Origin of the sequence: Enterococcus florum, from assembly GCF_004309355.1 — a bacterium.
Classification (GTDB): Bacteria; Bacillota; Bacilli; order Lactobacillales; family Enterococcaceae; genus Enterococcus_A; species Enterococcus_A florum.
The window spans coordinates 51,516-69,071 of the sequence record NZ_BJCC01000013.1; the positions used below are offsets into that span (position 1 = coordinate 51,516).

Consider the following 17,556-nt stretch of genomic DNA (forward strand, 5'->3'; position numbering starts at 1 on the left):
TCCCCTCTGATTGTTTATTTTTTATTGAACTACTTCGATTTCTTTGATGATTCCCAGCTCTTGACCGACTTTTTGGTAGATCTTGATGGCGTCATCCAGCATTTCTTTGGTGTGACCGGCATTCGGCATGTTACGGACACGCCCCGTGCCCAATGGAACCGTTGGGAAAACGATTGGCTTCGCGTAAACACCGTTTTCGATCAATTTCTTCGAAAATTCCTGCGCCAGCTTTTCATCGCCGACGATGACGGGGGTAATCGGTGTTTCTGATTGACCGATGTCATAACCGATGCGCTTCAGCTCTTGTTTGAAATAATTGGCATTATCCCACAGTTTTTCAACATATTCTGGATGTGCTTGGATCAATTCGATCGCTTTGATCGCAGCCCCAGCCGCTCCTGGTGTGATCGATGTCGAGAATAAGAACGGACGAGCTTGGGATTTCAGCCAAGTGATCAAACCTTTGGTTCCGGCCACGTAGCCGCCGACCACGCCGATCCCTTTAGACAGCGTCCCCATTTGGAAATCAATGTGGTCTTGCATACCGAAATGTTTGACTGTGCCGGCACCTTTACCCATAACCCCGGTTCCGTGCGCATCATCAACATAGGTGATCACATTGTACTTTTCACAGATTTCCACAATCTCTTTGATCTTGGCTACGTCCCCATCCATCGAGAACACACCATCCGTGATATACATCACCTTGTTGTATTCGCCACTCTCTGTTGCTGCTTTGGCTTTTTCCTCCAAATCCTGCATGTCCTGATGATTGACGCGAATGATCTTAGCTCCCGACAACCGACAGCCGTCGATGATCGACGCATGATTCAATTCATCAGAAAGGATCGCATCGCCTTTTTTCATCACGGCAGAAATGGCTCCCATGTTGCAGTTGAAGCCGGATTGGAAAGCGATCGCTGCTTCTGTGCCTTTAAACTCAGCAATTTTCTCTTCTAATTGGCGGTGAATATCCAATGTGCCATTGATTGTACGAACTGCTCCCGCACCCGCTCCATACTTTTCAGTTGCTTCAACATCGGCTTCAATCAATTCCGGCCGTGTCGCAAATCCCAGATAGTTATTTGAGGCTAAGTTGATTAACTCTTTTTCATTGATCATGATCTTCGGTCCATTACTCCCTTCGATCACATCGATCGTATTGAACAGGCCTTTTTCCTTCAGCTCGTTCAAATTGGTTTCAAGAAACTGATCAAGTACTTTTGAACTCATGTTTGATTCCTCCATTACTCTTTTTTACGGGTGAATGTGTTGAGACGCTTTTTTCGTGTTATCTTTCCTTTGAAAGCGATAAATATAACACAAAATTTCAATAAGTAGTTTCTCTGTCACCTACACTCGTAGTATAGCTTGCGAATGTCTGCGCTTTCAATAAAGATGCTTTCAACTTCTCTGAATTATAATAAACAACCATTTGATTCTTTCATCTTTCTTATTTTAAGGATTTTTTTTCCCGTGATTTAGGGTTTTTTCAAGTTCTCAAATTTATAGAAATCGACTGAATTCTGAATTTTCTAAAGAATTCTCTTTCACAATATACATGATTCTAAAATTATCAACGCTGATTTAACAACAATGAGTTAAAAACGCCGCACACAATAAAAGTTATTTTAATAACAATCTAAGAGATTCTTCTATCAGACTTTTCTGACATTTCTAGATGAGAAAACGCTTTATTTTTATCATTTTTTAAACATTCATCTCATTCTTTTTATCATAAATGACGAGCTTGTTTTAGAAAGCTGAATGTGACTTTTCATTTTACTCACTATCCATCTTTTGACAAAAGATGAGATGTCCTATATGTTGGAATTTTTGTGTGCTATAAATGACAAAATTTTCAGATAATTAAGCGCCTTTGACACTCTGATCGGAATGGAATCTTTGAGCTGTTGGCTGTGTTTTTGTTGCTTAACATTTCGCAGCGATTAAAAAAGAAAAGAATGCGTGAAAGCCTGCGGTCGTGTTAGGTACACGCTCGTTGGCTTTCACACATTCTTTTTTGGGGTGTAGCGATAATTTTTAATGGTTGGTTCTTTCATTGATGCTCTTTTTAGCGGCTGATCACACCCGAGCCATTGCTCATGTAGGCTTCTACTTCCTGAGCAGTGAACAAATTGGCATCGCCATGCACCGTGTGCTTCAAAGCCGCTGCTGCTGTGGCAAAATCCACTAGCTCCTGTGGATTTTTCCCCGTTAACAGGCCATGCAGGATCCCTGCAGAAAAGGCATCACCGCCGCCTACTCGATCAACAATCGGATTCAATCGATGGGTGACAGATTCGTAATAGCCGTTTTGCCAAAGTGTCCCGGTCAACTCATGGGAAGACGCAGAGTGCACCACACGCTTCGTCGAATACAGCAGTTCGATCGACGGGTATTTTTCTTGGATGGCTTGATAGTAGTCCATCACCTCCCCATCGGAGGACGCACGTTCTTCGATACCTAATAAGTAGATAGCGTCTAATTTTCCAGCAGAACAATAATCGACATGCGGCAGCAATCGAGCCAAAGCATCTCCCGCTGCAGCTTGACTCCACAAATTTCCACGGTAATTGATATCAAAACTGACCTTGCAGCCTTTTTGATGAGCCAGCTGCATGAACTCGATCAGCAGTTCGCACCATTGAGGCGAGAGTGCTGCGGTAATCCCCGATAAGTGCAGGATATCTGCACCTTCCAAAAGATCATCAGGCCATTCATTTTTACAAATTTCAGCAAAGCTTGAACCTGCCCGGTCATAGATCACCTTGGCTGCCCGACTGCCAATTCCCGCTTCTAAATAGTAGGTTCCCAAACGCGGTCCGCCTACTAAGATAGAGGAAGGATCGACTCCAGCACGCCTTATCTGCTGGATCACCGTCATTCCCAATGAATTGTCGGGAACTTTTGTGGCAAAAGTAACCTGATGACCAAAATTAGCCAGAGAGACAGCAACATTGGCTTCGCCGCCGCCATAATGCGCTTGAAACGAACGGCTCGTCGAAATCCGTTCTCCCACAGTCGTTGAAAGACGCAGCATGATTTCTCCCAACGTCACGACCTTACCCATTTTTCTTCTCCTTGACCTGTCGGTACTGTTCCATATAGGCTTTGGCATTTTCAGTCACTTGCTGGAAATCTCCTGCTTCGGCCGGTGCCAGCAGTTTTCCTCCTGCACCGACTGCGATTGCCCCGGCAGCGAACCATTCAGCTAAATTCTCGCTGCTGACACCGCCAGTCGGCATAATATTGAGCTGAGGCAGCGGTGCTTTGAAGGCAGAGATAATCGATGGTTCAAACGTTGACCCCGGAAAAAGCTTGATGATATCCACCCCTGCTGCGAGGGCTCTTTTCATCTCCGTGATCGTCATACAGCCCGGCAAATACGGGATTTGGTACAAATTACACAGTTCAGCTGTGGCCTGATCAAAAGTCGGACTCACAATAAACTCTGCGCCAGCTAAAATGGCTAACCGTGCAGTCGTTGCATCCAACACAGTCCCTGCGCCAATCACTACACTGGTGTCTGTGCGTTCAGCCAGCAATTCACGGATCACCTCATCTGCCTTTGGCAAGGTAAAGGTGATTTCCAACCCTTTCATGCCTCCTGCTACTAGCGCTTCACTAGCCTTTTTTCCAACTTCCTTTGAAGCTCCGCGAACTACTGCGATCACGCCTGCGGCTTCGATTTTTTTCAATCGTTCTACTCGTTGCACGATTCTCGCTCCTTTTTTAATACCTGCTGGATCAAAGAGACCGCGTTACCGATCGCTTGATCCTTGGTTTCCTCCAACACGACGAAGGTTCCTGGTTTTTCTTTTGCAATCACCTGACAGATCGCTGGGTAATCAATCACACCAGTCCCTAAATCGACGGGGATGATCTGGTCTTCTCTCACTTGGAAATCTTTTAAATGAACAGCGATGATTTTATCGCCGAACCGATCAAAGGCTTCTTGAACCAAGGCCGCTTGAGAACGATAAGTTTCGCTGGTAATCAAGTTGGTGGGGTCCAATATAATACCTAAGTACGCTGAATCAACCCTCTGCAGCAATTGTGCTGTTCGATCCAATGAATGCAGCGGATGATTCAAGCCAGGCTCGATTCCGACCAGCATCTGCTGCTGTTCTCCGACAGCCGTCAAGCGTTCAATCCCCTGGACCATCTCCTCAAACGCAGCTTCCGTGAAATTCTTGGTCGTATAGCGAATCTCCGGAAATACATTCCCCGTTTCCGTAGCTACCATAGCTGCGCCAAAATAACGAGCATGGCGAAGGTAGCTCTCAAATTTGGATAATGCAGCCTCGCGAAGTGTCCTGTCCGGATGAATCAGATTGATATAGCAGCTTAATATCCCCACTTGAATGTTTTTCCTCTGGAGGGTTCCTTTCACTAACTGACCCAAACCGGGATTGATGTTCCTCCCTTCGCTGAGCAGTGCGGGAAAAGATAGCCCCAGTGCCAGTTGGAGGGTTTGAATCCCTTGTGCCTGCGTCTTTTCCGCCAATGATTCTAGCGAGGTGACCTCAGATAAATCGTGTCCGCGAATAGCTAAGTTCAACATGCTGTTACCCCACCATATTCGGCAGCCACATGACGATGGCTGGGAAATAGGTAATCAGCAACAGAATCACTAAGATGGCGGCATAAAAAGGAATCAGCGGCTTCAGCATTTGCTCCGCCTTGACCCCGCCGACGCTGGCCCCGACATACAACCCCGTTCCTACTGGCGGTGTGATCGATCCCACACATAGATTCATGATGGAGAACAATCCAAAATGAACAGGATCAACTCCAACGCTGGTCACCACTGGTAAAAAGATCGGAGTGAAAATCAAGATTGCCGGACCAACATCCATAAACATCCCGACCAGCAGCAGCACGATATTCACCAAAAGAAGAACAATCATTTTATTCGTTGTCAACCCTAAAATCGCACCACTGATGGCTTGTGGTATCCCAGTAAATGCCATCGCAAAGGACATCATCGAAGAAGTTGCCAACAAGAAAGAGATCGTCCCTGTCGTCTTCACTGCTTCTGTCAACATGCAAGGAATATCCTTGACCGTAATGGTTTTGTAGTAAAACATAGCAATCAGCAGAGAATAAGCAACTGCGATCGCGGAGGCTTCCACAGCGGTAAACAATCCGAGCAAGATCCCGCCAATAATGATCACGATCAGCATAACACTTGGAATAGCCTCTTTTAAAACGGTTCCGGCCGTTCCTTTTTCGGTTCCCTTGATCGTTTGGTAATTGTTGCGCTTAGCATGAACAAACGCAACGACCATAATTCCTAAGCACCATAATGCGCCAACAAGATAGCCTCCCATGAACAAGGCCGAGATCGAAGCGCCTCCAGCAACCAATGAGTACATGATGAATGCAGTACTCGGTGGGATGACCATGCCGGTAGGGGCTGAGGCAATGTTGGCAGCCGTAGCAAATTTTCGATCATACCCAGCTTTGACCTGCTGAGGAACCAGCACACCGCCAATCGCAGTCGATGCTGCAATTGCCGAGCTGGACATCGAACCGAACAATGCATTGCCCAACACGTTTGTATGTGCCAGACCTCCAGGAATCCGTCCAACGAACAACATGGCAAAATTCACCAATTTTTCAGCGATCCCGCCATTGTTCATGATGATCCCCGACAGGACAAAGAACGGGATAGCGATCAGCGAAAAGCTGTTTAGGCTGGAGACCATTTTTTGGGCAGAGGTAAAGACCGCATTATCAAAGGGAATCACTAACAACAAAGTACAAATCGATGAAACCGCAATACTGATCGCAATCGGCATTCCGACAACTAACAGGATCGCGAAGATTACAAAAAGGATCAGGCCTGCTTCTAAAGCCATGATTACTCCGCCTCACTTTCCACTGTACGAGGTGCTCCATCCAACAAATTCATCAAGCAATACAGCAGCATCACTACACCTGATACCGGCACTGCCATATAGATATAACCCATCGGGATCGACAGCGATGGTGAAATTTGCCCCATCGTTACCATCGAAGCCTGCCAACCGCCGTAAATCATGATCACTGCCGCAAACAATAAGAACAGCACCTGAACCACGATCTCTAAAAAGCGTTGGCCGCGTTCATTCAAATGATCGCTTAGCAAGGTGACACACAAATGCCCTTTTTTTCCAACCACATAGGCTGAAGCCAGCATTGCAACCCACACCAAGCCAAAACGAACAAGTTCTTCTGTGACTGTATTGGGATTATTCAAGACCTTTCGCGCAAAGACTTGATACAAGACGACCAGCACCATTACTGCCAAGATCGTCGAACACAAAATCTCCATTACTTTATCCAAACCGTTTCTAAACGCTTTCATTCGTATCCTCCTAACTTCCCGCCAATGCCCGAATCTCTTGATACAGATCACGATACACATCATTGTTCTTGAATTCATCATGCAAAGGCTGAACCAATTCTTGGAATGGGGAATTGTCTACTTCGTTGTATTGCACCCCATATTCTTTAGTTGCAATTTTCTTTTCTTCATCGATCGCTTTTTTAAAGGCAACCTTTTCATATTCTGTCGACTCCTGCGCTGCTTCCTGCACAGCTGCGAATTGTTCTTTTGTCAAACGTTCCTTCACTGAATCGTTCATGATCACAATGTCTGGTACCCGTGTGTGCTCATCATAAGAGTAATATTTCGCCACACCGCCATGGCCCGCAGTATACAAGACAAATTCATTGTTCTCAGACCCATTGATCAGGTTCGATTGCAAAGACGTGTACACTTCATTGCTTCCCATCGGTACTGCTGATCCACCAAGCAGCTCCACCATTTTGATCGCTGTTTCACTTTGCATTACCCGAATTTTCTTACCTTTTAAATCATCCGGATGATTGATCGGACCCTCGGTCATATAAAAACTTCGCTGACCAGAGTCATAATAGGTCAGTCCGACAAATCCCAGTTCCTTTGTGGATTGGTAAATCTCATCCATGATCGTTTTGTCTTCCATGACCTTGAAGAAATGGGCTTCATTGTCAAACAAGTAAGGAATTCCAAAGATCGAATAGTCTTTAGAGAAGCTCTCTAAAGCAGCTCCACTGACCTTCGAAAAATCGATTGCCCCCGTTTGAGTCAACTCGATCAATTCCGTCTCTCCACCTAATTGCGCATCCGGATAGTACTCGATCGTCACTTGGCCATCGGTTTTTTCTTTTACCAGTCGGCCAAATTCCTTCATCGAATCAATCACCGGCTGGCTGTTAGAGGCATAGGCGTATCGCAAGGTGACACCCTTCTCATCCGCAGAAGCAGCTTTTGTATTGCTGCATCCGCTTAAAAAGATCGTTCCCGCAAACAGCGCTGCTGCTGTTAAAATCAATGCTTTTATTTTCATTGTTTCGCTCCTTTTTCTTTAGCAATAAGAAACTAGCAACTCGGTCAGACATAAAACCGTTAGGGATTGGCCATACGGCATGGCAGTGATTCCAATGTTTTTATAAAACGCCAGACTGTCTCCCATTCCTGTGCCCACGGACACATTTTGTACTGTCCCGTTTTCATCTATTTGTGTCAGCAATCCCTCGATCGCCTGATATGCGACCTTTTCGTATGTTTTAGGCAAATAGTGTTTGTGGACCGCCTTCAAGATCCCGTAGGCAAAGCCAGCCGTTGCTGAAGATTCCACATAAGAGGTCGGATCATCAATCAAGGTATGCCATAAGCCGCTTTCCGACTGATACTCTGCCAAAGCTCTCACTTGTGCTTCCAAGGTTTCTAGTAAAAATTCTCGTAACGCGTCGCCTTTCGGCAATTCTAAAATCTCAATGATCTCTGGGATAGCGATCGTCAACCAGCAGTTGCCTCTTGCCCAAAAGGCCTCTGCATAGTTGTGATTGCCTTCAAACGTCCAGCCGTGGTACCATAGCCCCGTCCTTTTATCCATCAAGTATTTGGTGTGAATCAAAAATTGATAACGCGCCTCTTCCAAATACTCAGGACGATTGAACAACTTCCCGATTTTTGCCAAGGGGAGAACCGTCATCATCAAGGTATCATCCCACAGCTGATTCTTGTTCTCTGGACCGTATGTCTCATGCTGCAGCCCATTTTCTTTTGTGCGCGGCATCTCGTTCATGACCCACTCTGCCCATTGCTCCAAATAAGGAATGTAGCGCGTGTCTTGTGTATCTTCATACAAATACGCCATCGTCAACAGTGGAGCCATCGTGTTGACGTTTTTTGGCGGTGCCCCCTCCTGCATCCGTGCCTCGAACCAGTCGTTCACGACCTTTAATGCAGCAGGATTTTTCGTAATACGGTAGTTTTTGTAGATGCCGTATAAGCCTACGCCCTGCGGCCAGTTCCAGATCGTCCAACTCTTATCGTCCACCTTCAGCCCATCAAAATCCAGAATGAACTCACCATCAGTATCTTTGATTTCAGTCAGATTTTTGATCAATCGATCGATGTTATCTTCTACAACTTCTTTTGGTATAAACAGTTCTTCTAAAATAATTGCCATCTTTTTCTCCTCAGTATAAATCGCTTTCATTTATTCAATGTGAATATAGTAACAAATAACAATGAAGCGATAAACAATATTTTTGATAAAAAAACCATGATACTTTCTCATTTTAGTATGAAGAATAAGAACCGCCAGCTCTTATTCTTCATACAGGTCTACTTGCTTAAGGCTGTTTCCCGATATACGCCAAGATCCCGCCGTCGACATACAAGATATGTCCATTTACAAAATCAGAAGCACTGGATGCTAGAAAAACCGTCGGACCTGCTAGATCATGCGGCTCCCCCCAACGTGCAGCCGGTGTTTTTGAGACGATAAATTGATCGAAGGGATGTCGAGAACCATCTGCCTGCTTCTCTCTCAACGGTGCCGTTTGCGGTGTGGCAATATACCCAGGACCGATGCCATTGCATTGGATGTTGGCTTCGCCAAACTCGGAACAAATATTTTTGGTCAACATCTTTAATCCACCTTTGGCAGCCGCATACCCTGCCACCGTTTCACGTCCCAACTCACTCATCATCGAACAGATATTAATAATTTTTCCATGTCCTTTTTTGATCATAGACGGCAGCACTGCTTTGGAGACGATAAACGGTGCATTCAAATCGACATCTACGACTTGACGAAACTCATTGGCGGACATCTCCAGCATCGGAATACGCTTGATGATGCCTGCATTGTTGACCAGAATATCGATCACGCCGACCTCTGTCTCGATCTGCTTGACCATCGCGTTGACGGCTTCTTCATCCGTTACATCGCAGACATAGCCGTGCGCCTTGATCCCCTCCTTCGCATAGTTTTCCAGCCCCTGATCGACAGAAGCCTGATCCAAATTATTGAACACGATGGTCGCTCCTGCAGCCGCCAATGACTTTGCGATCTCAAAGCCAATGCCGTAAACTGCACCAGTCACCAAAGCGATCTTTCCGTCTAAACGAAACATATCCATTTGAAATTCCATTTTCTAGTCCACTCCTCTTAATTGGTTATTTTAGTTGATTCATCGCGACCATATCCATGTCGGTATACGTAATGTTTTCTCCGCACATTGCCCAGATAAACGAATAATTGCTGGTTCCTACACCTGAATGAATCGACCAGCTCGGCGAGATCACCGCTTGCTCATTGTCAACGACCAAATGCTTCGTCTCATCTGGTTTGCCCATCATATGGAATACGCGCGTATCCTCACTCGCATAATCAAAATACACGTACGCCTCCATTCGACGCTCATGGGTATGAGAAGGCATCGTATTCCAGGCACTGCCGGGTTCTAAAATTGTATAGCCCATTTGCAATTGACAGCTTTCACAAACATTTGGATGAATGTATTGATAAATCTTCCGTTCATTCAAGGTTTGTCCTTCTCCGGTCTCCATCGGTTTGATCTGGTCAATACTGATTTTGACATTCGGATACTTTTTATGAGCCGGCACACAACTGATGTAAAATTTCGCCGGATCAGCCGGATTTTCTGAAGAAAACACCACGTGCTTGGTTTCTTTTCCGATGTAGTACCCGTCTTGTTTTTTCATCGATTCTTTTTGCCCATCGATTTCAATGAAGCCCGGTCCGCCAATGTTGATAACGCCCAGCTCCCGCCGTTCCAAGAAGTAATCTACTCCTAACTCTTGTGCCAAGATAACCTCAAGCGCTTGATCAGCAGGGGTCACACCGCCAAAAATCATGCGGTCATTGTGGGTATAGGTCAAGCGAATCGCGCCGGGAACAAACAGCTTTTCTACTAAAAATTCTCTTCGCAGCTCTTCCGTAGAATAGTGACGAATATCTACTGGACTATGGGTATAACGTGTTTCCATTTCCTGCATGTAAAAACTCTCCTTTTCGTATTCCGACTAAATTTAACCGTTTACAATCATTTTTTTGTAACGCTTTCAAGGGATAGTTTAACAAGGAGTGTCTTTTAAATAAATGGCATTTTTTGAACAAATACTGTCAAAAATTGCAGTCTTTTACAAAAAATGGCCGTTTTTGACAAAACCAAAAAAAAATCAGCCACTTGGACTGAAAGTACAGTATAATGGGTGAAAATAACACATGAAATTATTCTTCAGCGGGAGGAACAGCATGGTTCAGCCAAAAGAAAAAAGATACTATGTCAACACGATGCTATCAGATCACTATGAGATCTACCACGTCAAAGACAATGTAAATAATGAGAAAACTGTTTATCATTACCACGATTTTTATGAAGTTCATGCGACTTTAGAAGGAGTAGCGACTTTTTTCTTGGACAATCGCCAATTCGATATCGTCCCGGGGACCGTTCTTTTGATCCATTACAATGACCTGCATCGAATCTTAAAACAGAGTACCGATTACTTCGAGCGCGTCTATATTTTTATAACACCTAAGTTTTTGCAGGATCGTTCCACAGAATGGACAAAATTGGAGGCGTGCTTTCAGCAGGTCGGAGAACAACGAAGCAAGGTATTGCAGCTGAAGCCTGAGAAGCTGCATGAGCTGCTTCAATTTGTTGATGAAAAGCCCTCGCAGGAGATGTATGGGTCAGACATTCTTTATGAACAGCAGCTGGTGAATTACTTAATGTACCTGAATCAGCTGATCGAAGAAGATGAGCAGGAAAAACCTACCCTGCCAGCGATTCAAAACGAACGAATCGTAGAGATGATCCATTACATCACTAAAAATCTATCCCATCCACTAAGCCTAGAGGAGATGGAGCAAAATTTTTACGTCAGCAAATACTACATCACCCGCGAATTCAAGAAATACACAGGCTTCACTTTTCACCAATTTGTGTTAAAAAAGAAATTGCTCTACTCAAAACAATTATTAAAGCAATACAAAAGCTCTTCCGAAGTTTACAGCAAGTGCGGTTTTAACTCCTATGCGCACTTTCTGAAAACCTTCAAAAAGGAATTCGGCATGACACCAAAGGAATTTCTCAAGCACGCAAATGAAAATCCACCGATCCAGTTTACAGAGCCTCATTGATAGAATGAAGACGATTTTTCAGTAAACACCTATTCGGTGCTGCTGAAAAATCGTTAACCCCCACAAAAATACCCGCTATCATTAGCGGGTGACTAACACAACTGATTTAGAATTTCGATTAAAAAAACCAACAATCTTTCTTCGAAGTCATCGGAGGGGATTATTCGCTTTCTTCTTTTTTCCGATACACATACTCAATGATTTTTTGCTCTCTTTTTCCTATTGGAAGAAAATAGAGCTTGTGAACGATCCACATTTTTGAACAGCTCACCTTCTTACCATCTACGAGTACATATTGTCTGCTTGCGCACAGCTTGCCAAATTTGTAGATTTCCTCCTGAACCAATTTATGCTCAATGATCAGAAAGAGATGATCCAATACTGCCTGCAAAGTCTTCCTATCCCGCTTAATGCCTTCATCCAGATTGAAGATCCGACAGCCTTGCAAATGAGAAACAGAGATTTCCAGTTTTTCGATTCGGCATAGAAAATTGTTGGCTTTATCGACAACAATGATCCACTCTTTACGATTGCTATGGATTTGGAAAGGAATATTCTTTTCCTCTAGCCGCATTGAAATTGTTTGGCTGATCTGATAAAGCGACAAGCGTTGCTTTCTCATTTGTTCCTCCTATCGTAACTTCTATCTACTAAACTGTGCAATCAACTTCACAAAAAGTATACACCTAATTGATTGATTTGCACTTTCAAATTTCAAGAACAACTTTGCCATTTTTCGAAAATAGTGAAATTCATGTATTATCAATTGATTCCAGCGTTGATTTGACAGTAAGGTAACCTGATTAGACAAGCTGCCTGTGCCATCCATCCGGCGATTTTTCCTCGTTCTATGGCAGTTAGAGGTGTTCCCTTTTTGCGCTTTGTTTTACAGTAGATGTGAATAGGTCCTAGTAAAAAGTCTCTTTATTGATTGGTGTCAACACCTCAACAATACACGACTTTTCACTAGGAAGTTTTTTTCTAGACGGCGAAGTTGAATATAAAAGTTGTGATTGCTTTGTACTCCCTCATTCTTAAAAAGAACTATTGATGATACCTTACTGTCTTTTGTTTAACCGAAACTTGTTTTCTTATCACAGAAAAAAATGAAATTATTTTTTACAGTGCCCTTCAGAAAATTCCCCAAAAATCTTTTTTAAAATAACCGTTTACACAAACAAACCGAAAATAAAGATTGGAAATTTTCTTTTCTGAAAAAGAATAAGTTTTACTTTGTTGTTCTCAAAAAGAACATCAATATTATAACGGTAGTTATCTTTAAAAAAAGGAACGTTATAGAATATTATTCAACATTGCAAAAGGACATTTGCTGCATTATTATGTAAGCGAATTCTATAACAAGGAGAGAGAAACATGGCAGTAAAACCGCTTGAACAACGTCAGCTTTACACAATGAAAAAGGAACGCTTGGAGAAACGCTTTTTTGATTTTTATGAGGAAACGAAGGATGCCGCTTACTTGATCCAATGTGCAGTGGCTGTTTTAGTGCGCAATGCGCTTTGTGCGGCGGACTTTTCTTACCTCGCCAAAGAATTGATTCGCGAGCTGTTTTTTGCAAATGAAGACGTGGACTCAGTGCGGGATTACTGTGTATACTTCCGTGATTACTTTACCAGTGATGAGTGGACAGCAGTGATCGGCCGTTTGTTTGAAAGCAACGACGCATTTTTAGCTGCAACGAAGCAGACACGCTTGCAGATTGAACATTTACGGGCGGGTATGATCTCAGGAAGCCGTCCAGTGTCCGATAAAGCCGGCTTAGTCTCTGTGTTTGAAGATGCAAGCGGTAAGAAGCATGGTTGGAACTTAAGCAACGTCGATCCTTCTCTTAAACTGCAGGAGGTCTATGATCTTTTACATATTTTGACTTCGTTGACGATTTTTCAGAAAGACGGCACTCGCCGATTTGCCAAGGTGATCAAAGCCAACTTCTACTTAGTTAAGTCTAGTTTTGATGTTCGCAATGAGGATGATCTGGTAGAAACCTATGAAAATCCGGTTGATTTGCAGCCGATGGAAATTGATGGCGAAGAAGTTCCGCCTGATTCTTCTGCAGCGAAAGCGGCCGTTTCGACAAAGAATACAACATCCAGCAAAGCAAGTGGAAAAGAAAAGTCATCTGACATCAGTGAACACGAACGCCAAAAACGTGAAGAAATGAAACGGCGGATGTTCCCACGAGATTTCTCTACGAAGCCTAAAAACAAAGAAGAACGTGAGAAGGAGCGACTGTTGCGGAAATTGAACAAGAAGAAGCGGAAGAAGAAAAAGCGGAAATAATTGTCTGAGCAATGAAAAACACCCAACTCCGGTAACAGAATCAGGTGTTGATCGTTATCTTTATCACAGAGAATTCAGGGGGCCTCTCCGTTTTTCAGATTTTATTTTACATTGAAATCAAAGCGTTGAGCTCTCGATGAGGTCATCATTACATAGCTGCCCGCTGGCACTTCGAAGGCTTCGCTTTTTCCGATATTGTCATAAACTAAGCCTGTTTCTAGGTCATAAGCGATGACACGGACCTTTTGGTATTTCGCTTTGGCATCAATCGTCATTTTCTTTGGTACAACAAACCATTCAGCAGTATTTTTCTCTTGGAAATCAGCGGTGTTTTTCCCTTTTGTCAATGGTTTGGCCTCTTCTGCCGAAATAAAATTCATTCCCATGAAGTCTAGCGTTTCATCTGTCACTTTGGCATCCGGATAGTGTGCGCCAGGCGTTTCAGAGATGTCTTTAAGGGTCTGATCATCACCAATTTCCATCAACGGCTGTGCGCCATTCGTCAGGGCGTAGCCTTTCAGCTCTGGAATAAGCTGGATCGAGCTGATGCAGGCAAACGCTTGATAATCGACGGGATTGACATTTTTTCTCAGCCATAGACTGTTGTCTCTTTGCTTCCAAGCATCGCTGAACTCTTTGGATTCGTCGACTTCGATCTTTCTAGCCACTGCCGTCGTATTACTATAGTTTGGTGTCATTGTCGTCTTCATTAAATAAGTCACACCGTTGACCGTTTTGAAGCTGTAGCCGGTATATTGATTGGTCTTCGTATCCAACTTGCCGAAGGAACCATCTTCTCGTTGCGCGTAGTTGTCTTCTGCTACCCATTCAGTGCCTTGATAGGAGGTTAGGGAAAGCTGATTATTTTTGATTTCGGTTTTTTTGATGCCGGCATTTGCAAACATAGTATCATTACTATAGTAGTAATCCGTGGAAGTTTCGGATGGCTTGCCAGTCTTTTCTTTTGGCAGATCAGGCATCGTTGTATTTTTTTTCACGGTTCCTTTAGCAACCAACAAGTCATGCATCAACTCGTCTAATAGAGCAGTAAAACTTAGATTTAATTGAGTGATTGAACCAGCAATGGACAGTCCTGCATCCGGTGCAGTCAATACCTTTGAGGAGTAGTTCGTTGTTCCGCCCGCCTTTTCGTACACCTGCGTGTCGATATATTCAGGTGAGATGCGATCAAACCCAAAGGAGTTGTTCAGCTGCTGCTTAGGCATAGCTGTGCCTAGAGATTGATCGCTTCTAAATGTGTCGATCCCCTCTTGACTTAAATAGCCGGCATCTGGCGACAGAATTTGTTCCGCGAACTTAGCCATTTCTTCTGGTGAGGCAGTCATGCCACCAAGCGCATCCGCACTTGCGCCAATATACTCTTTCGGCAGGCGATTGCCCTTCGAATCGATTGGTCTTGCGACACGGTCTTTACTGATGCTGGTATCAGAGCTCATAGCGGTGTTTTTCATCTTCATCGGTTTGAGAAATGTCTCGCTTAGGTACTCACCAAAGCTTTGTCCAGCTGCGATCTCGATCACCTGCTGTGCCAGTACAAATCCGGAATTGCAATAATTCGCGCTGGCTCCTGGTTTGGACTTTAGTGGTTGTGTTGAAAGTTCATTTAATGTATTTTCGAGAAAATCATCGTTATCAACTTTTCCAGCCCAGTCGCAATCAATTCCAGACGCATCCCCGGGCATTCCGGAAGTGTGATTTAACAGCATGCGTACCGTGATGTCTTCATAGCGTTCGTCTACCATTCTAAATTCTGGAATGTATTGGGTAACTGGTGCATCCAAATCTAATTTGCCGTCATCTGCCAGTTTTAAGGCAGCCGCGGCTGCATAGACTTTGCTGACTGACCCTGTTGAGAACATGGTTTTTTTCGTCATAGGCAGATCTTTTTCTGTGTTGCTCTTACCAAACGTCTTGGTGCGAATCGTTTTACCGTTTCCTCGAACTGCCATACTGGCTGAAGGAATACCTTCTTCTTTCATTTTCTTTTTCATAGCCTGATCGAATTTCCTATAGGCTGCTTCATAAGCACCAGATTTTTCTTTCTCTTTTGTTGCTTGAGCTGTGGGTCCGGTCACTAACGGAACCAGCAGTATAGTAAGTAATGCTGCCGCAACCATCCTTCTTTTTTTCATAACTACCTCCATCTCTTTTTTTCAATCATAGCGTAACTACCTTGAATCAACCTTGAATCATTTAGATTAAGCAAGAGTAAGGATTTTTCTTAAATCAGCTTGACAATTTAGCTCTAGCATTATATTTTGATTAAAGATCTAACATTTATAATGAATTTAAATTGAATAATAAAAATTAGGAGTTTCTATGAATCGAGCACAACGATATCACCAAAAGAAAAAGAAAACACCGATCGTCCTTTTTTTCCTGTTTCTGTCTCTGATCTTACTAACTGCGGGCGGTTTTTTCCTCTATCAGCAGACTCGACTACAGCTGATCGGCAAAGAGCATCTGGAAATCCCTGAAAACGGGGTATATTCCGATCCCGGGGTCAAGCTTTCAGAAAAGCAGAAGGCCTTGTCCCGCAAGCATTACAAAACCCATGGTGAGGTAGACCCCACTAAAGCTGGAACATACAACATCGATTATGTTTATTCTTCCTTTGGGCTAAAGAGCAAAATCTCCCGAAAGGTCACGGTTAAACCAATGAAACATCTAACCCCGCCGGCCATCACTCTTGAGGGGGACTCGACACTTTACGTCCCTAGCGGAAAAGAGTTTCAAGACCCGGGGGCCAGCGCCTTCGATCATAAAAAGAAATGCCTGACGAAAAAGATCAAACGGGACGGCAATGTGGACACTTATACACCCGGAAAGTACAATGTCAGCTATAAAGTGACGGATGCACGTGGTCTTTCCTCTGAGGTCACACGTGAAGTGGTCGTTACCAAAGGAGTCATCTATCTAACATTTGACGATGGTCCTCACGAAAAGGTGACGCCGCAGTTTTTGGATATTTTAAAAGAAGAGAAGATCAAAGGAACCTTTTTTGTGACAGGCATGGGGCCAGACAAGCTGCTGAAACGCATCCATGATGAAGGTCATGCGATCGGTCTGCATACCAACACCCATGAATATTCCAGCGTCTATTCCTCTACAAAAGCCTATTTCGCTGATTTGGAGCAAGTCAATCAGCGGGTCAAACGAGTCACTGGCGTGGAGTCGAAGATCACCCGTTTTCCTGGTGGCAGCACCAACACGATCTGCAACAATTATTCGCCAGGTATCATGGCTACCTTGATCAAAGAAGTCCCACAGCGCGGCTATACTTATTATGACTGGAATGTCTCAAGCGGGGACGGCAGTCATCAGACCTCCGCGGACCAACCGTATCATAATGTGACCAGTACATTAAAACCGGATCAAAACAATGTTGTTTTGATGCATGATACAAAGCAGACCTCTGCAGACGCGTTGAGGAGGATCATTCAGTATGGCAAACAGCATGGCTATTCTTTCGAGCCATTAACACCAGAGTGCACACCGGTACAATTTTGATAAGCAGAAAACAAGCACATTGCCTTTTAATCCGCAATGTGCTTGTTTTTTACACTAATTTTTCCTGCAGCCGAAGACTTCCAATCAATCGAATAAAGAACAGCGTCCTTAGGAGGATGATTCCTATAGACAATGACCCTATCTCCTCACTAAAAATGACTGCCTAGTTTTACTATAGGAAATGTGTCTTGAATGAACCTTGAATAGAATGAATAAAATTCAATAT

At 43.9% G+C, this 17,556-nt stretch carries 15 protein-coding genes; 3 read left to right on the top strand and 12 right to left on the bottom strand.

What is annotated here, in order from left to right; translation table 11 throughout:
- Positions 1 to 21 precede the first annotated feature (21 nt).
- From NRIC_RS08270 to kduI, 10 genes are all read right to left on the bottom strand, one after another.
- Positions 22 to 1,233: a glycine C-acetyltransferase gene (locus NRIC_RS08270; protein ID WP_146622227.1), complete on the bottom strand. Its 1,212-nt coding sequence runs from the start codon at positions 1,231 to 1,233 to the stop codon at positions 22 to 24.
- Positions 1,234 to 2,074: 841 nt separating this feature from the next.
- Complete coding sequence (locus NRIC_RS08275) at positions 2,075 to 3,073, bottom strand: sugar kinase (RefSeq protein WP_146622228.1); 999 nt, start codon at positions 3,071 to 3,073, stop codon at positions 2,075 to 2,077.
- Positions 3,066 to 3,719, bottom strand: a complete 654-nt coding sequence (locus NRIC_RS08280; RefSeq protein ID WP_146622229.1) for a bifunctional 2-keto-4-hydroxyglutarate aldolase/2-keto-3-deoxy-6-phosphogluconate aldolase — start codon at positions 3,717 to 3,719, stop codon at positions 3,066 to 3,068. The genes NRIC_RS08275 and NRIC_RS08280 overlap by 8 nt, the downstream gene beginning before the upstream one ends.
- Positions 3,707 to 4,567, bottom strand: a complete 861-nt coding sequence (locus NRIC_RS08285) for a sugar phosphate isomerase/epimerase family protein (RefSeq protein ID WP_146622230.1) — start codon at positions 4,565 to 4,567, stop codon at positions 3,707 to 3,709. The genes NRIC_RS08280 and NRIC_RS08285 overlap by 13 nt, the downstream gene beginning before the upstream one ends.
- A 4-nt stretch (positions 4,568 to 4,571) precedes the next feature.
- Positions 4,572 to 5,867, bottom strand: coding sequence for a TRAP transporter large permease (locus NRIC_RS08290; protein WP_146622231.1), 1,296 nt, complete (start codon positions 5,865 to 5,867; stop codon positions 4,572 to 4,574).
- A gap of 2 nt (positions 5,868 to 5,869) precedes the next feature.
- Positions 5,870 to 6,355 carry a TRAP transporter small permease gene (locus NRIC_RS08295; protein WP_146622232.1) on the bottom strand — a complete coding sequence of 162 codons (486 nt, stop codon included), beginning with the start codon at positions 6,353 to 6,355 and terminating at the stop codon, positions 5,870 to 5,872.
- A gap of 10 nt (positions 6,356 to 6,365) precedes the next feature.
- The gene (locus NRIC_RS08300) at positions 6,366 to 7,382 is read right to left on the bottom strand and encodes a TRAP transporter substrate-binding protein (protein WP_146622233.1); all 1,017 of its coding nucleotides are present in this window, start codon (positions 7,380 to 7,382) and stop codon (positions 6,366 to 6,368) included.
- 18 nt (positions 7,383 to 7,400) lie between these two features.
- Complete coding sequence (gene bglB, locus NRIC_RS08305) at positions 7,401 to 8,510, bottom strand: beta-galactosidase BglB (RefSeq protein ID WP_146622234.1); 1,110 nt, start codon at positions 8,508 to 8,510, stop codon at positions 7,401 to 7,403.
- A 166-nt stretch (positions 8,511 to 8,676) separates the two neighbouring features.
- Positions 8,677 to 9,480: a gluconate 5-dehydrogenase gene (locus NRIC_RS08310; RefSeq protein WP_146622235.1), complete on the bottom strand. Its 804-nt coding sequence runs from the start codon at positions 9,478 to 9,480 to the stop codon at positions 8,677 to 8,679.
- A gap of 25 nt (positions 9,481 to 9,505) precedes the next feature.
- Positions 9,506 to 10,348 (bottom strand): 5-dehydro-4-deoxy-D-glucuronate isomerase, encoded by an 843-nt coding sequence (gene kduI / locus NRIC_RS08315; protein ID WP_175580029.1) that lies wholly within the window; start codon positions 10,346 to 10,348, stop codon positions 9,506 to 9,508.
- Positions 10,349 to 10,607: 259 nt separating this feature from the next.
- On the opposite strand from kduI, the gene NRIC_RS08320 reads away from it, so the two are divergent.
- Positions 10,608 to 11,498: a helix-turn-helix domain-containing protein gene (locus NRIC_RS08320; protein WP_146622236.1), complete on the top strand. Its 891-nt coding sequence runs from the start codon at positions 10,608 to 10,610 to the stop codon at positions 11,496 to 11,498.
- 160 nt (positions 11,499 to 11,658) lie between these two features.
- Here NRIC_RS08320 and NRIC_RS08325 read toward each other — a convergent pair whose 3' ends face one another.
- Positions 11,659 to 12,120, bottom strand: coding sequence for a hypothetical protein (locus NRIC_RS08325; RefSeq protein WP_146622237.1), 462 nt, complete (start codon positions 12,118 to 12,120; stop codon positions 11,659 to 11,661).
- 752 nt (positions 12,121 to 12,872) lie between these two features.
- Between NRIC_RS08325 and NRIC_RS08330 the strand changes: the two genes are divergently transcribed.
- Positions 12,873 to 13,799: a hypothetical protein gene (locus tag NRIC_RS08330; protein WP_146622238.1), complete on the top strand. Its 927-nt coding sequence runs from the start codon at positions 12,873 to 12,875 to the stop codon at positions 13,797 to 13,799.
- A 101-nt stretch (positions 13,800 to 13,900) separates the two neighbouring features.
- On the opposite strand, the gene NRIC_RS08335 is transcribed toward NRIC_RS08330, so the two are convergent.
- Positions 13,901 to 15,952, bottom strand: a complete 2,052-nt coding sequence (locus NRIC_RS08335; protein ID WP_175580030.1) for a serine hydrolase domain-containing protein — start codon at positions 15,950 to 15,952, stop codon at positions 13,901 to 13,903.
- A gap of 187 nt (positions 15,953 to 16,139) precedes the next feature.
- Here NRIC_RS08335 and NRIC_RS08340 point away from each other — a divergent pair, with 187 nt between their 5' ends.
- Positions 16,140 to 17,330, top strand: a complete 1,191-nt coding sequence (locus NRIC_RS08340) for a polysaccharide deacetylase family protein (protein WP_146622240.1) — start codon at positions 16,140 to 16,142, stop codon at positions 17,328 to 17,330.
- The last annotated feature ends 226 nt before the right edge of the window (positions 17,331 to 17,556 follow it).